At 59.8% G+C, this 15,271-nt stretch carries 18 protein-coding genes; 10 read left to right on the top strand and 8 right to left on the bottom strand.

Annotated features, from left to right (window positions below; genetic code table 11):
• Nucleotides 1-103 precede the first annotated feature (103 nt).
• Entirely contained in the window at nt 104-442 is a 339-nt protein-coding gene (locus ACZ0A4_RS12270) for an FKBP-type peptidyl-prolyl cis-trans isomerase (RefSeq protein ID WP_053121462.1), read from the top strand.
• Between the two features lie 88 nt (nt 443-530).
• Here the strand turns inward: ACZ0A4_RS12270 and ACZ0A4_RS12265 are convergent, their stop codons facing one another.
• From ACZ0A4_RS12265 to ftrA, 5 genes are all read right to left on the bottom strand, one after another.
• Nucleotides 531-842, bottom strand: a complete 312-nt coding sequence (locus ACZ0A4_RS12265; protein ID WP_405123365.1) for a helix-turn-helix domain-containing protein — start codon at nt 840-842, stop codon at nt 531-533.
• 3 nt (nt 843-845) lie between these two features.
• Nucleotides 846-1,169: a type II toxin-antitoxin system RelE/ParE family toxin gene (locus ACZ0A4_RS12260; RefSeq protein ID WP_463574906.1), complete on the bottom strand. Its 324-nt coding sequence runs from the start codon at nt 1,167-1,169 to the stop codon at nt 846-848.
• Between the two features lie 277 nt (nt 1,170-1,446).
• A complete protein-coding gene (locus ACZ0A4_RS12255) occupies nt 1,447-1,716 on the bottom strand; it encodes a hypothetical protein (RefSeq protein ID WP_116030089.1) in 270 nt (89 codons plus the stop codon).
• Between the two features lie 2 nt (nt 1,717-1,718).
• Nucleotides 1,719-2,099, bottom strand: coding sequence for a DUF6124 family protein (locus ACZ0A4_RS12250; RefSeq protein WP_463574905.1), 381 nt, complete (start codon nt 2,097-2,099; stop codon nt 1,719-1,721).
• A gap of 438 nt (nt 2,100-2,537) precedes the next feature.
• Nucleotides 2,538-3,512, bottom strand: coding sequence for a transcriptional regulator FtrA (gene ftrA / locus ACZ0A4_RS12245; RefSeq protein ID WP_463574903.1), 975 nt, complete (start codon nt 3,510-3,512; stop codon nt 2,538-2,540).
• Nucleotides 3,513-3,612: 100 nt separating this feature from the next.
• On the opposite strand from ftrA, the gene ACZ0A4_RS12240 reads away from it, so the two are divergent.
• From ACZ0A4_RS12240 to ACZ0A4_RS12225, 4 genes are all read left to right on the top strand, one after another.
• Entirely contained in the window at nt 3,613-4,041 is a 429-nt protein-coding gene (locus ACZ0A4_RS12240; RefSeq protein ID WP_463574901.1) for a rhodanese-like domain-containing protein, read from the top strand.
• Between the two features lie 246 nt (nt 4,042-4,287).
• A complete protein-coding gene (locus ACZ0A4_RS12235) occupies nt 4,288-5,067 on the top strand; it encodes an ABC transporter substrate-binding protein (RefSeq protein ID WP_016775210.1) in 780 nt (259 codons plus the stop codon).
• A 210-nt stretch (nt 5,068-5,277) separates the two neighbouring features.
• Nucleotides 5,278-6,390, top strand: coding sequence for a succinylglutamate desuccinylase/aspartoacylase family protein (locus ACZ0A4_RS12230; protein WP_463554868.1), 1,113 nt, complete (start codon nt 5,278-5,280; stop codon nt 6,388-6,390).
• A gap of 204 nt (nt 6,391-6,594) precedes the next feature.
• Nucleotides 6,595-7,311 carry an alpha/beta hydrolase gene (locus ACZ0A4_RS12225; RefSeq protein ID WP_463574898.1) on the top strand — a complete coding sequence of 239 codons (717 nt, stop codon included), beginning with the start codon at nt 6,595-6,597 and terminating at the stop codon, nt 7,309-7,311.
• Here ACZ0A4_RS12225 and ACZ0A4_RS12220 read toward each other — a convergent pair.
• Together ACZ0A4_RS12220 and ACZ0A4_RS12215 are read right to left on the bottom strand one after the other, a co-directional pair.
• On the bottom strand, nt 7,301-7,858 hold the full coding sequence (locus ACZ0A4_RS12220; RefSeq protein ID WP_463574896.1) for a DcrB/PsbP domain-containing protein: 558 nt from the start codon (nt 7,856-7,858) through the stop codon (nt 7,301-7,303). The genes ACZ0A4_RS12225 and ACZ0A4_RS12220 overlap by 11 nt on opposite strands.
• 84 nt (nt 7,859-7,942) lie before the next feature.
• Entirely contained in the window at nt 7,943-8,716 is a 774-nt protein-coding gene (locus ACZ0A4_RS12215) for a hypothetical protein (RefSeq protein WP_463574895.1), read from the bottom strand.
• Between the two features lie 147 nt (nt 8,717-8,863).
• Here ACZ0A4_RS12215 and ACZ0A4_RS12210 point away from each other — a divergent pair, with 147 nt between their 5' ends.
• Together ACZ0A4_RS12210 and ACZ0A4_RS12205 are read left to right on the top strand one after the other, a co-directional pair.
• A complete protein-coding gene (locus tag ACZ0A4_RS12210) occupies nt 8,864-9,400 on the top strand; it encodes a chalcone isomerase family protein (RefSeq protein WP_463574894.1) in 537 nt (178 codons plus the stop codon).
• Between the two features lie 72 nt (nt 9,401-9,472).
• On the top strand, nt 9,473-10,792 hold the full coding sequence (locus ACZ0A4_RS12205; protein WP_463574893.1) for an Nramp family divalent metal transporter: 1,320 nt from the start codon (nt 9,473-9,475) through the stop codon (nt 10,790-10,792).
• Nucleotides 10,793-10,922: 130 nt separating this feature from the next.
• Here the strand turns inward: ACZ0A4_RS12205 and ACZ0A4_RS12200 are convergent, their stop codons facing one another.
• Entirely contained in the window at nt 10,923-12,026 is a 1,104-nt protein-coding gene (locus ACZ0A4_RS12200; RefSeq protein ID WP_463574892.1) for a cytochrome P450, read from the bottom strand.
• A 79-nt stretch (nt 12,027-12,105) separates the two neighbouring features.
• Between ACZ0A4_RS12200 and ACZ0A4_RS12195 the strand changes: the two genes are divergently transcribed.
• From ACZ0A4_RS12195 to ACZ0A4_RS12185, 3 genes are all read left to right on the top strand, one after another.
• Nucleotides 12,106-12,879 (top strand): ArsR/SmtB family transcription factor, encoded by a 774-nt coding sequence (locus ACZ0A4_RS12195; RefSeq protein WP_463574891.1) that lies wholly within the window; start codon nt 12,106-12,108, stop codon nt 12,877-12,879.
• A gap of 121 nt (nt 12,880-13,000) precedes the next feature.
• Complete coding sequence (locus ACZ0A4_RS12190; protein WP_463574890.1) at nt 13,001-14,221, top strand: putative DNA modification/repair radical SAM protein; 1,221 nt, start codon at nt 13,001-13,003, stop codon at nt 14,219-14,221.
• Nucleotides 14,218-15,051, top strand: coding sequence for a TIGR03915 family putative DNA repair protein (locus ACZ0A4_RS12185; RefSeq protein WP_463574889.1), 834 nt, complete (start codon nt 14,218-14,220; stop codon nt 15,049-15,051). The genes ACZ0A4_RS12190 and ACZ0A4_RS12185 overlap by 4 nt, the downstream gene beginning before the upstream one ends.
• The last annotated feature ends 220 nt before the right edge of the window (nt 15,052-15,271 follow it).

Raw genomic sequence — 15,271 nt, 5'->3', positions numbered from 1 at the left:
CTTCATCACTCGGTTCGGATACCACGTTGATCTGCGCTGGAAGGTTGCCAATTACCGGCAATTCTGGGAAAACGGCGGCCAGCAGAACAATAGAGTGAATGTTATGAATGATGAACTGCAGGTAATCGATCTTCAGGTCGGCGAAGGCAAAGCCGCCGTCAAAGGCGCGCTGATCACCACCCAATACACCGGATGGCTGGAAGACGGCAGCGAGTTCGATTCTTCCTACAGCCGTGGCAAACCTTTTCAGTGCGTGATTGGCACCGGGCGGGTGATCAAGGGTTGGGATCAGGGTTTGATGGGCATGCAGGTGGGGGGCAAACGCAAATTGTTGGTGCCGGCGCATCTGGGGTATGGCGAGCGGACGATGGGCAAGATCCCGCCGAATTCGAATCTGGTGTTTGAGATTGAATTGTTGGAAGTGCTGACGCGGGAGGATTGAGGTGGGCAGGGTCTGCTTTGGCCGTGAGAGGGGCAATGCCCCCTCATCATTTGGTTGTACAAAATGTCGGCGAGGAGTCAGCTTTGTATCAAGCCCATTGCAGCGGTTGACCCAAAGGGAAGCAGATGTCTACCTCCAGCTTTGCTGCGGCTGACAGATTGACTAGCGCATCCAAAGAGAACTTGTCGATTTTTCCATTGAGCACATCGTTAAGCCGTGGCTGGGTAATTCCCAAGCGTTTGGCTGCTTCTTTTTGAGGAAGCTCCCAAGCTCGAATGGTCTCGCAAAGCGTGCGCATCAGTTTAGCCCGCAGACGCATATTGGCAGCATCCTGCGGCGTGTCTTCCAGTGCATCCCAGACACTTGAATAGCGCTGGGAAAGATTTTGATGATCCATCATGGTCTACCTTATTTCCTGGTATCTGGCGCGTGCCAGTTCGATATCTCGCGTTTCAGTTCTGCGCGTGGTCTTGTGCATGGCGTGCAGCACATAGATCGCTTCAGGTCGGTTGACCACGTAGAACACTCGAAACGCCCCTGAGTCCTCGGTGATTCTGATTTCGTTGACGCCCCGTCCGACCGTTTTCATTGGCCGCCAATCAAACGGTTCGTCGCCCTGCTGCAAGAGATCCAACTGAAACCCCGCTGCTCTGCGGGCATCGGGTGGGAATTCTTTCAGATCTTTAAGCGCACTCCCGACAAACCTCACATCCTTGTGTCTTGGCATCGACTTCTCCTTGTTGATAGGAAAAGCGTAATCGCCCGGATGAAATCGTGATGCGACGTTGTGTTGCAAGGAATGGCGGAAAGAACCTTAATAACAGGCTATATCAGAACAGATATAAATCAAGCGAGGATTGCAGCTACAGATATCCGTCAGCAGAAAGAACGCCATCGCGAGCAGGCTCACTCCTACAGTTGATCGCGGATGCTCATGGGATTTGAGTGCACCGCAGATCTAGTGTGGGAGCGAGCCTGCTCGCGAAGAACGATCACGCGGTCAATCAGGCCGCATGCGCCATCTCGGCCAGTGTGTCGGCCACGGTTCTTTGCAGTGAGGGGAACCGGCGGGTCACGCGGCGCAGTGCGGGTAGCACGGCGTCGATTTCCAGTTCATCGAGTTGGGGAAGGACGGTGACGGCGGAGGCGACGATGGATTCGCGTTCGCTTTCGAACAGCACCAGGCAGGCGTTCTGTGCCCAGCGTCCGTCCCGTTCGTTGAAGCCCATGGCCACCAGTGCTGCGACGACTTGTGCATCGGTTTTGTTGGACATGATTATTGCCTCAGGGCGGGTTCGATTTTGTCGAGGGCGCGGTTGACCGCGAGTTCGCCGAGCATGACCACTTGCTGGATGCCGAGCACGGTGTTGCGGTAGGGCGAGTCGAGCAGGGCGGCGAAGTCGCTGAGCATGACGCTGGCCGAAGCCATGGATTCGCAGGCGTGGGCCATGAGGTCTTCGGCGCCGGTGTTGGGGTCGACGAGGAACATGGTGCTGGGTCTGCGTGGTGGTGACGGCGGTGTGGGTTTCAGGTAATGGTCGAGTGCGCGCTCGGCGGCTTCGTGGAGTTTTCTTGAACCCGGTTCGGAATAGGGCGACGTTGGATTCGGATCGATGTCTGCTTCTGTTTCAGGTGGATTCGGCGTTACTTTGAACATGGTGTAGTTTTCCAAAGTGATGCTGACACCACCTCGCGACTAAACGAAAAGGTGGCAGCTATACGCAGGTTAGTCGACCGGGAACTCCACCAAAACCGGCGCACCCGAAGGCGCCCTGCGCACAGCTACCATTGAGTGAGGTATCGAAATACCTACTGTCTGGAACGTTGTGCAGTTTAAGTGGATTACCGAGCGACTAAACCCGATCACTGAACATTCAGTGACGCGAACCAAGTTACCGGCAGCCCCCAAGCCGCACAAGCCGGCGGATTCTGGCGTAGTTGTAGGCAAAGGCGCAAGGCGCTGTAGCCTTGTGGCTGATGTCTAAATGATGCTGCGTTTGACTGGGCGCCTTCGCGAGCAAGCTCGCTCCCACAGGGGGAATGCATTCCAAACTGTGGGAGCGAGCTTGCTCGCGAAGAGGCCCGGTAAATCACCTCAGGAATCGACCCTGACCCCACGCCCAAACCGCTCCCGATACACCGACGGCGGCACCCCCACCACCCCACGAAACGCCACACGAAAACTCTCCACCGACCGATAACCGCAACGCTCGGCAATCTGCTCGGTATTGTCCGGCGTGCTCTCCAGCAACTCCCGCGCCCGCGCCAAACGTTCGTGCTGCAACCACGCTTTGGGCGACTGCCCACTGGCCTCGGTAAACCGCCGCAGAAACGTGCGCTCACTCATCGCCGCTTCGCTGGCCAGATCGCGCACTTCCAGCGGTTCATGCATACGCTCGCGCGCCCACTGCATCACCCGTGACAGATCGTTGCGCGGTGTCGGGCTGACCGGTGTCGGAATGAACTGCGCCTGACCGCCAGTACGCTGCGGCGACATCACCAGACGCCGCGCCACCGAGTTGGCGACTTGCGTGCCGAAGTCACGCGCCACCAGATGCAGGCAGGCATCGATGCCGGCCGCGCTGCCGGCCGAGGTGATCAACTGACCGGAATCGACGTAAAGCACATCGGCATCAACCGCAATCGCCGGGAAGCGCTGCGCCAGTTCCGCCGTGTAGCGCCAATGCGTGGTGGCCCCGTGGCCGTCGAGCAAACCAGTGGCCGCCAGCACAAACACCCCGGAGCAGATCGACAGCAACCGCGCACCCCGGGCATGGGCCTGGCACAGCGCGTCGATCAATGCTGGAGGCACCGCCGCGTTGCGATCGCGCCAGCCGGGAATGATGATGGTGCGCGCTTCGGCCAACAATTCCAGGCCACCATCGGCCAGCACCTGAATCCCGCCCAAGGCACGCATCGGGCCTTTATCGACTGCCGCGATGGCGTGGGTGTACCACGGGAAATCGAACTCCGGCCGGGTCAGGCCAAAGACCTCCACGGCGATGCCGAACTCGAATGTGCAGAGGCCGTCGTAGGCCAGAATCGCAACCAGACCTGGTGATGTCGGCATTTGGCGGAAAATTCCCGGTGAGTGTCTTGTGCGCCACTGTAGCCGCAAGCGACCGCTCGATAAAGTCTGTTCACACCCGTTCAGATAAAGGAGCAACCCCATGACCAGCCTCGTTCGTGACATCCCTGCGGCGCCGTCGGCGATCGCCCTGATGCACTTCAGCAATCGTCTGACCTTCGAAACCGATTGTTCCGACGTCTTCAGTAGCCAGGAGGATGGCGAGATTGATTTTGTCTTGGTCGATGTCCGTGGGCCGCTGGCCTATGAGCGCGGTTATGTGCCGGGGGCGATCAATATCCCCAACCGGTTGCTGACGGCGGCGGAACTGGCGAACTACCCGAAAACCACGATGTTCGTGGTCTATTGCGCCGGCCCGCACTGCAACGGCGCGAACAAGGCAGCGGTGAAACTGGCGGCGTTGGGTTATCCGGTCAAAGAAATGATCGGCGGGGTTACCGGATGGCTGGATGAAGGCTTTCAGTTGAGTGTGTCGCAAGGGGTCAATGCGGCCATCGGCTGCGAATGCTGACGTTCTTTTCAGACAATTCCTGAGCAAAAAAGGCGCTTGTCCTACAGCCCTTGCACCACGACGGCGCACCCGTTGACCCCGGTCAATCGGTGCGCCGATCTTTCATAAGTATTTGTCGCTTAAACACAATTTACCCTGTGCGCGCCGCCATAGACTGCCGGCCACTTCGGTTTTTGTAGCCAATTGGCCATGACCGAACGCGAAATCGAAAGCTGCCAATAAAGCCTCCGCACACAGGAGTTATAAATGAAGAAGCTAGTGATGTTCGGTGCCCTGGCACTGTCGATGTTGTCCCTGACCGCCGTGGCCGAAGACGCCAAGCCGATCCGCATCGGTATCGAAGCCGGTTACCCGCCATTCTCGATGAAAACCCCTGACGGCAAACTCACCGGTTTCGACGTCGACATCGGCGATGCGCTGTGCGCGCAGATGAAAGTCAAATGCACCTGGGTCGAGCAGGAATTCGATGGCCTGATCCCGGCGCTGAAAGTGAAGAAAATCGACGCGATCCTGTCGTCGATGACCATCACCGACGACCGCAAGAAAAACGTCGATTTCACTATCAAGTACTACCACACCCCGGCGCGCTTCGTGATGAAGGAAGGTTCCGGTGTCAAAGACCCGCTGACCGAGCTCAAAGGCAAGAAAGTCGGCGTGCTGCGCGCCAGTACCCACGACCGTTACGCCACTGAAGTGCTGGTGCCGGCCGGGATCGACCTGGTGCGTTACGGCTCGCAGCAGGAAGCCAACCTCGACATGGTTTCCGGACGTATCGACGCGATGCTGGCCGACTCGGTCAACCTGAGCGACGGTTTCCTGAAAACCGATGCCGGCAAAGGTTTTGAATTCGTTGGCCCGACCTACGAAGACGCCAAGTACTTCGGCGGCGGCGCCGGCATCGCGGTGCGTAAGGGCGATACCGCGCTGGCCGAGCAATTCAACAAAGCCATCACCGAAATCCGCGCCAATGGCGAATACAAGAAAGTCCAGGACAAGTACTTCGACTTTGATGTGTACGGCCATTAATACGCCGTAGAAAAAAGTGGCCCCGTCTGCGCGGTGGCCACTTTTTTTGCGCTTTCTTTCTACAGATGGAGATCTCTGTGGGAGCGAGCTTGCTCGCGAATACGGTTTAACATTCAACCTCTTTATCGATTGTCCAATTGCATTCGCGAGCAAGCTCGCTCCCACAAGGATCTCATTGATCCAGATCTACCAGACTGCAGGAGTTTTCCCATGCAACGCATCGACCATGTTCTGCCCTGGAGCCACTTGGGCAGCGAGCGCTCTCTCAGCGTGTTTCGCTATGGCGCGGGCACCCGCAAGGTGTACATCCAGGCCAGCCTGCACGCCGATGAACTGCCGGGCATGCGCACCGCATGGGAACTCAAGCAGCGCCTCAACGCGCTGGAACAGCAAGGCCGTTTGCAGGGCGTGATCGAACTGGTTCCGGTGGCCAACCCGATCGGCCTCGATCAACATGTGCAAGGCGCGCACATGGGCCGCTTCGAACTGGGCAGCGGCAAAAACTTCAACCGCGCCTTCGTTGAACTCAGTGCACCGGTCGCGGCGTTGATCGGTGAGCGTCTGGGCGCGGACGCCGAGGCCAACGTTGCGCTGATCCGCCAAACCATGGGCCAAATATTCGAGGAGCTGCCGGCGCCGGCTTCGCAACTGGAAGCGTTGCATCGTTTGTTGCTGCGCCATGCCTGCGATGCCGACATCACCCTCGATCTGCATTGTGATTTTGACGCGGCGATTCATTTGTATGCGCTGCCGCAGCACTGGCCGCAGTGGCAATCGCTGGCGGCTCGTTTGAAGGCCGGCGTGGCGCTGCTGTGTGAAGATTCCGGCGGCAGTTCGTTCGATGAATCCTGCTCGACACCGTGGCTGCGTCTGGCACGGGCGTTTCCGAATGCCGCAATTCCGGCGGCGAATCTGGCGACCACGCTGGAACTGGGCAGCATGGGCGACACCCGGGTCGATCAGGCTCAGGCCAATTGTGAGGCGATTCTCGGTTTCCTTGCCGAGCAGGGTTTCATCAGCGGCGAATGGCCGGCGGCGCCTGGCGAGTGCTGCGAAGGTCTGCCGTTCGAAGGCACCGAATACCTGTTCGCACCGCACCATGGCGTAGTGAGTTTCCTGCGCGATGCTGGCGAGTGGGTGGAGAAGGGCGATGCGCTGTTTGAAGTGGTGGATCCGTTGCAGGATCGCGTGACCACCGTGCGCGCCGGCACCAGCGGGGTGTTGTTTGCGCTGGATCGCGGGCGTTATACCGAGCCGGGGATCTGGCAGGCGAAAGTGGCGGGGCGGGTGGCGTTTCGGACGGGTAAATTGACCAACGACTGACGGATCTTCGTTGGGGCTACTGGCCTCATCGCTGGCAAGCCAGCTCCCACAGTGATTGAAGGTGTTCACAAATATGGTGTTCACACAAAACCTGTGGGAGCTGGCTTGCCAGCGATGGCGGTTTCAACAGCACCACAGAATTTGGATCCTTGGCCGAGGATGTTAGGCTCCCCCCGAACCCGACACTCTGTGAAGGAAGGCTCTATGTTGAAGGTCTTTGCTCTGTTGACCCTGCTCGCGTCCAGCGCTGTGCAGGCGCAAACCACGCTGCAATCCGATCTGCCGCTCAAATACATCGAACAGGTGCATGCCGACGCCGAGGCGCGGCCGCTGGTGATTTTCCTGCACGGCTACGGCAGTAACGAAGCCGATCTGATCGGCATGAAATTTCAGTTGCCGGCGCAATACAACTACCTGTCGGTGCAGGCGCCGCTGTCGCTCGGTGAAGGGCGATTCCAGTGGTTTCGCAAGAAAGGCGAAGGCGCCTACAACGGCGAGACCGATGATCTGACGGTCAGTGGCCAGAAACTGCGCGACTTTATCGCGCAAGCAGCGAAGAAATATCACACCACCCCGGACAAGGTGTACCTGATCGGTTTCAGCCAGGGCGCGATGATGACTTACGAGGTCGGGTTGCGGTCGCCATTGGCGGTCGGCGGGATCGCCGCGTTGAGCGGACGTTTGTTGCCGGTGTTGAAGGCTGAACTCAAGGCCCAGCAGCAGCCGTTGCCGCTGAACATCTTCATCGGCCACGGTACCGCCGATGATCGCGTGCCGTACCACGACGGCACCGAGGCCAACGCGCAACTACAGAAACTCGATTACAAACCGCAGTTTCACGCCTATCCCGGCGTTGGCCACAGTATCACTGCGGCCGAGCTGCGTGACTTGAACGGCTGGCTGCAGCAGCTCAATCCTTGAGGATGGTTTTCACCAAAGCATCGTGACCCTTCTTGTCGCTGGCGCGGGAGATCACCTGCACCAGTGCCATCCTCGTGCCGGAGCCGGCCATCAACGTGGTGTTGAGGGTCTGGCCACCGCCCTGGGTCGCGGTGCTGTCGACCTGACGCAGGCCAAGGCCGGTGCCTTTTTGGGTCAGGCTCTTTTCGCTGAGTTTGTTGAAGTCCGGCAGGGCCTTGCGCTGGTCTTCGATGAAACTCGCCACGCTGCCATCGAGGAACTGCCCGTCGTTGTCCTTGACGTGCTGGCCTTCGGGAATCTTGTTTTGCGCGGTAATGACCACGGTCTTCGTGGCCTCATTGGTGTACATCGTGCCCGTGGTCCCGCTCGGGCTGGTCGGCAGCGGGTCGGCGACGAAACCTTTAGGCAGGACAAAAGTAAACTTGCCCTCGAGCATCGAGACTTTCTCGGTGCCGGCATTTTTCTTGGCCGCTTGCGCGTGGAGGGCGCCGAAACCGGCGAGGGCCGCCACCAGCAGGACGACGGCTTTTTTGCTCAACAATGACATGTGAATCTCCGGTGGATGGTCGCGCGGGGCGGGCGATCATCCCACGGAGGGGGGCGGGCGTTCCAGCGCGAATCGTCTGAGCGGTTACTGCGCCTGCGCTTTCGCCAGCGGACGGGCCACCAGGCGTTTGGTCACGCCGAGCATGGCCACCGACACCGCAACGCCGACGGCAAAACCGCTCAGGCCCATGCTTGGCAACGTCAGTGCCGAGACCAGACAAAACGCCGAAAACGAATACATGCCGGTGGCCGTCGCCCGTAACAATGCGGCGGTAAACGCCGGGCCGCGCGTTTGATGCGAGAACACCGCCATCACACTGCCGAGCACCGGGAACACCGCGAGCAAACCGCTCCAGCGCTCGCCGACGGTGCTGGCCAGCATCGTCACCACCAGGGTCAACGCGGCGCCAGCGATCATCCGCCAGATCAGTTTGTCCGACTTCGGTGCCGGGCCGTTCAACACCGGTTGCACGGTGGGAAACAGGTATGGCGATGCCAGCAGCGCAATTGCCGCCGCCACCACGGAAAACGGCAGCGACGCCGGGATCAGCGACAACACACACGCGATGATGGCCCACACCGACAGCGACGCCGTTAGCGCTAGCGGCCAATTCGCCCGTTGCGCGACCTGCGCGTAGGTGATGCAGAACGCAATCATCGCGAACATCGCCGATAACGCGGCCACCGCCGACTGCGCGGCAAACCCCGGACCCTGCTCGATGGCGAGGAAAAACAGAATCGGCCCGACCACCACCGGCAATCCCGACAGCCACCCGGCCACGCTCGGCCCCCAGCGTTTGCCCGCCAGGGAAATCAGCAGCAGAAAACCGGGAATCAGCAGCAGTTTGAGGATCAGCACGCAGGAGTCTCCATCCGTTGAGGGTTCGCCACGTTAGCATTGTCGACTGGCGATTGCTGCCTATGTGCGCAGTTTTTGTATACAAAGTGCCAGAGGTGATACCCGGCTATGCTCTGACTATCAGGGCTTGCCGGAGTTGATACCGCGATGAACAGAACACCGAAGGTGTTGCGCGGATGCTGCGGCATCGGTTTGTGGGCGCTGTTGCTGACGCCGACCTGGGCCAACTGGCAGGACGCGGTGCCCGGCGCGCAGATCATCGGCACAGGCGATTTCAGCGTGTTCGGTTTCGATGTCTACAACGCGCGCCTGTGGAGTGCCGCGCGACCCTTGGTCGACGGCCAGCCGTTTGCGCTGGAGCTGATCTACCGCCGCAACATTTCCCGCGACGACCTGGTCAAGGCCAGCGTCGATGAAATCAAACGCCTCGCAGGCAGTAGCGTCAGCCCGGCGCAATTGGCCGGTTGGCAAATCCAGATGCAGCAATCGTTCGTCGATGTGCAGGCCGGTACGCGGATTACTGGTGTTTATCTGCCGGGGCAGGGCGCGCGGTTTTTTGTCGGCCAGCAGTTGCAGCATGAGATCGATGACCCGCTGTTTGCCCGGGCGTTTTTTGATATCTGGCTTGATCCGCGCACGCGCAGTCCCGAGTTGCGCGAACAGTTATTAGGTATGAGCCAATAGATTTTTTTGCGCTTCAAGGCTCAGGCGGAAACCTCTAAGCTGCGTCTTTCCGACTTGTTTCTGGATGTGTGCGTGAAATTCAGTTTGCCCAAAATCGCCACCGCGCCGTTTTGCCCGCCGGAGGTGGCTGGCAGTGTTGCGGTTGATCCCAACGCCTCGTTCTTCAAACGCGTGCTGCGTTTCGCCGGTCCCGGTTTGCTGGTGTCGATCGGCTACATGGACCCCGGTAACTGGGCGACCGCTATCGAGGCCGGTTCACGCTTCGGCTACAGCCTGTTGTTTGTGGTGTTGCTGGCAAGTCTGGCCGGCATGGTTGTGCAATGTCTGTGCTCGCGGCTGGGCATCGCCACCGGGCGCGATCTGGCGCAACTGTCCCGCGAGCGCTACAGCACACCGACCGCGCGGCTGCAGTGGGTACTGGCGGAAATCTCTATCATCGCCACGGACCTCGCTGAAGTACTTGGTTGTGCGCTGGCGTTTCACTTGTTGCTCGGTTGTTCGCTGACCTTCGGTATCGCCCTGACGGCGTTCGACACCTTGCTGGTGCTGGCCCTGCAAAATCGCGGTTTCCGCAGACTGGAAGCGATCATGTTGGTGCTGGTCGCAACCATCGGTGTGTGTTTCTTCGTCGAACTGCTGCTGATCAAACCCTACTGGCCGGACGTCGCCCAGGGTTTCAAACCGTCGCTGGCGGCGATTGGCGAAGCGGCGCCGTTGTACCTGGCCATCGGTATTCTCGGCGCGACGGTGATGCCGCATAACCTGTATCTGCACACCTCGATCGTGCAGACGCGGATGATCGGCAAGGACCTGCCGAGCAAGCAGGACGCGGTGAAACTGGCGCGCATCGACACCATCGGTTCGCTGGCCCTGGCGTTGCTGGTCAATGCGGCGATTCTGATTCTCGCTGCGGCGGCATTTCACCAGTCCGGGCACACCGATGTGGTCGACATTCAGGACGCCTACCACTTGCTCGATCCGCTGGTCGGCGGCGCGCTGGCCAGTGTGTTGTTCGGCGTCGCGCTGTTGGCGTCGGGGCAGAGTTCGACCTTTACCGGCACCATCGCCGGCCAGGTGATCATGGAGGGTTACCTGAACCTGCGGATTCCGTGCTGGCAGCGACGCTTGATTACTCGCGGGCTGGCGTTGATTCCGGCGTTTATCGGCGTGTGGCTGATGGGCGATAACGCGATTGGCAAGTTGCTGGTGCTGAGTCAGGTGGTATTGAGTCTGCAATTGCCGTTTGCCTTGTATCCATTGATTCGCATGACCAATGATAAAAAGCTGATGGGGCCGTTTGTGAACCGTTGGCCAACGCGGGTGTTGGCGTGGGGGTTGTTTGTGGTGATCAGTGGTGCCAACAGCTGGCTGATTTTGCAGTGGGCGGTTTGAGCCAGTATTTGTAGTGACTGGGCCGGCCTCTTCGCGAGCAAGCTCGCTCCCACATTAGCTATCGGGTGACCATAATAGTGTGCACACCCGATAACCCTGTGGGAGCGAGTTTGCTCGCGAATGCAGACTGTCAGGCACCCACATCGCTGAACACTGGAATGCGCCCATTGAGCGAAGGTCTGTAGTGCCAGTTCAAGCAATTCAGTTCGATGCCCTTTGCGAGTATTTCCCGCACCGTCGCCCCGGCAATACTCATCGCCAACGCTTGCCCCGGACACTGATGCCGGCCACTGCCAAAACTGAAACTGCGGCGGTCGGCGCGTTGTGGCAGAAACTGCTCCGGCCGTTCGTTAAGCGCCGGATCACGATTGGCCGAGGCCAACAAAACCAGAATCACATCGCCTGCTTCGACCCGCACACCGGCAATCTCGCAGGGTGCGGCGACAAAGCGCCGGGTGTTCTGCACAGGCGGATCGAAGCGCTGGACTTCGCCAAGCAGTGCTTCGATGGATTCACCGCGCAACGCCGGCTGACGACGTAACGCCAACAGCGTGTTGCCGATCAGGCCGGCGCAGGCTTCGAACGTCTGTGAGCAGAGGCCGATCAAATTGGCGATGAGGGTTTCTTCATCCCCGGTATAGCCCTGCTGGATGGCGCTCAGCAAGTCGCTGGCAGGTTCGGTGAGCAGTTCGATAAAGTAGCCGCGCAGGTGTTCAGCCGCCGCATCTGCTGCGGCCAGTTGCAGGTCATTGCTCAACGGCGACAGGCAGGCGACAAAGTCAGCTGTCAGCTCACTGATCACTCGTGCCTGCGCCGGCGCGAATCCCAGCAGCGCCGCGACCACGCACACCGGGCCACGGAACATGGCTTTGTAGAGACCGTCGGTATCCGCTGTGATCAGCCGCGCGGCGACCAAAGCATTGACTGTCTCAAGGTCGAGCGTTGCCAGACCAGGCTCGATCGCCGCACGCGGACAGCGCTGGCGTTCGCCGTCATTCATGCGCATCAGTTGGCCAAAGACTTTGCCGGCCATGCCCTTTGCAATCGCTTTGGGCACCGGCTCCTGCGCCGGACGCACGCGGCAATCGGCGTGGGCCAACACCGCACACACCGCGTGGGCGCTGCTCGCGACCCACAGTTTCAGATCCGGATGAAACGTCAGCCCACCTGCTGCGCGCAGTTCGGCGTAGTAGGGATAAGGATCGACATGCGTTGCGGCGCTGATCGGGTTCATGGTTTGCATCCTTGTCGGCGGGGAAAGTGTTGCTACTATCTCCACTGCGCAACGACGATGATTCGTCCGGGAGCGAACTATGCACGCAGAACATCAAGACATCGGTGTATCGCAGGTGGCCGCCGCCATCGCCGAACCGGCGCGGACGAAAATCCTTTGCTCGCTGATGGACGGCCACGCCCGCACCAGTACGGAGCTTGCGACGATCGCCGAAGTCAGCGCTTCGACCGCCAGTGCGCATCTGGCCAAACTCAAGGACCTGGCCCTGGTGCGCCTGCATGTGCAGGGCCGCCATCGTTATTACAGCCTCGCCGATCAGCGTGTGGCGCAGGCGCTGGAAGCGTTGATGGTGATTGGCCAGAATGCGGCGCCGACGTTCAAGGCGCATACGCCGGATCGTCTGCAATTCGCTCGCACGTGTTATGACCACATGGCCGGGACGCTGGCGGTGTTGCTGCATGATCGTTTGATCGCAGCGGGTTGGCTGGTGCAGACCGACGAGCAGGTGTATCGCTTGAGTGATACGGGCGAGGCGTTGTTTCTGGGTTTGGGAATAGACGTGGAGGATTTGATGACCCTGCGCCGCAAGTTTGCCTGCCCGTGCCTGGACTGGAGCATGCGCCGGCCGCATCTTGGTGGTTCGCTGGGCGCGGCGTTGTTGCAGAGCGCGCTGAAGCGCAAGTGGGTGACGCAGGATCTGGACAGTCGGGCGTTGGCGTTGACGGCGGTAGGGCGCAAGGAGATCAGCGCGCGGTTTGGCGTTGAATTGCCGGTAGACGCGCAGATCAAAAGATCGCAGCCTTCGGCAAAGCGTGCACACCCGATAAATTGCGACCGTACCGAAGCCCTGTAGGAGCTGCCGAAGGCTGCAATCTTTTGATTTTGCGCATCTGACCGACGAGGGGCGCATCTGCCACCTTGTATCACCGCTGTCGACCCTATACTGTACATGCAAACAGTATAGGGCCCGCGCCATGCAAATCATCGACAAGCTGAGCATCCTCGCCGACGCCGCCAAGTACGACGCCTCCTGCGCGAGCAGCGGCGCGCCCAAGCGCAGCTCCGAGGGCAAGAGCGGGCTGGGTTCGACCGATGGCATGGGCATTTGCCATAGCTACACGCCGGACGGCCGCTGCGTATCGTTGTTGAAAATTCTGCTGACCAACTTCTGTCTTTACGATTGCCAATACTGCGTCAATCGCCGCTCCAGCGATGTTCCGCGAGCCCGTTTCACCCCCGAAGAAGTTGTGGCGCTGACCATGGATTTCTACCGGCGCAACTGCGTCAGCGGGTTGTTCCTCAGTTCCGGCATCATTCGCTCGGCGGACTACACCATGGAGCAGCTGGTGCGGGTGGCGAAACTGCTGCGCGAAGAGCACGAGTTTCGCGGATACATCCATCTCAAGACCATTCCAGAAGCCGATCCGGCATTGATCGAAGAGGCGGGGCGCTACGCCGATCGCCTGAGCGTCAACATCGAATTGCCGACCGATGCCAGTCTGCAAGTGCTGGCGCCGGAGAAGGATATCGCTTCGATCAAAAAGGCGATGAGCACCATCTACACTGGCGTGCAGACGGTTTTGAACGAACCGCGCTCGGCAAAGTTCGCCCCGGCAGGGCAGAGCACGCAGTTGATTGTCGGCGCCGACGACACCGACGACAGCACCATCCTCCACAGTGCCCAGGCCTTGTACGGCAACTTCCGTCTGCGCCGGGTCTACTATTCGGCCTTCAGCCCGATTCCCGACAGCCCGAAAAGCGTACCACTGGCCGCGCCGCCGCTGATGCGCGAACACCGTTTGTATCAGGCCGATTTTCTCTTGCGCAGCTATGGCTACAGCGCCGATGAGTTGCTTAAGGGTCCGGGCAATCTGGCGCTGGACATCGACCCGAAACTGGCCTGGGCGTTGCAGAATCGCGAGGTGTTTCCGCTGGATCTGAACCGTGCCGAAGCGTCCTTGATTGCGCGTATTCCCGGTATCGGACTGCGCACCACCGAACGTCTGGTGGAGCTGCGCCGACAGCGGCGCATTCGTTACGAAGACGTCGCGCGCATGCGTTGCGTGCTGGCCAAGGCCAAACCGTTCATCATCACCAGCGACTATCACCCGCAGCAGGCCGAGGTCACCAGCCATTTGCTCTATCAGCAACTGCGCGACCGGCCGATGCCGCAGCAGATGGGCCTGTGGGGATGATCAATCTCGATTGCGATGATCTGTTCGACACCTGGCGCCAGCAGGCGCGCTGGCTGCTGAGCCATGAAGTCGACCCGAGTCTGGTGAGCTGGGCGTCGGAAGGTGTGGGGGATTTGTTCGCCAGTGATGACCGTGTGCCTGAAGGGCAGGGGCCGTTTATGGCGCGGATCCCGCGCGCGTTGCTCGACACGCTGGAGCAAGCCGCGCAATACCGAGGAGACCAACGCTGGAGCCTGCTGTATGAAGTGTTGTGGCGCGTCAGTCACGGTGATCGTACGGCGATGATGGCCGGGGACAAACTCGGTAGCGAGTTGCAGCGACGTATCAAGCAAGTGAATCGGGAAGCCCATCATCTGCATGCGTTTGTGCGTTTCATCGAGCGGCCTTCATCCAGCACGGGTCCGCAATATGTGGCGTGGCATGAGCCGGCCCACGACATTCTGCACAGCGCCAGTGAGCATTTCATCGGGCGAATGGGCCGTCATCGCTGGTTGATCGCCACGCCGCGCGACGGGGTTTATTACGATGGCGAGCAACTGATCCATCAGCGCCAATGCCCGCTGGAATGGCAGCAACTGGCGCAGAATGTCGATGATCCTCATGGAGATCTGTGGTTGACCTATTACAGCCACATCTTCAACCCGGCGCGGTTGAACGAGAAGGTCATGCAGGGGCATTTGCCGGCGCGGTTCTGGAAGAATCTTCCGGAAGGGGAGTTGATTCCCGGGTTGATTACGCAGGCGCGGATGGGTAAGCAGCAGAATGGGCAGGCGAGCGGGATTGCTGAGCGACTTGGTAAACGGATAACGCTGAAAAGCCCCTCACCCTAACCCTCTCCCAGAGGGAGAGGGGACTGACCGAGGTGTATTCCCGAGCTACACCGACCTGAAATATCGCGTCGAACTTCTGTCTGGAGAACAACCGAGATCGGCTCCCTTTCCCCTCGCCCCCTTGGGGGCGGTCCGACGTTTCGGGAGGGCTGGGGTGAGGGGGAAAAGATCTCCAGCCTTACCCAAAAAAAACCAACAACCACAATCAAAAAAGCCCCCC

The sequence above is a fragment of the Pseudomonas sp. AC172 genome (assembly GCF_979258595.1).
This window is presented reverse-complemented; position numbering and strand designations above follow the sequence as displayed.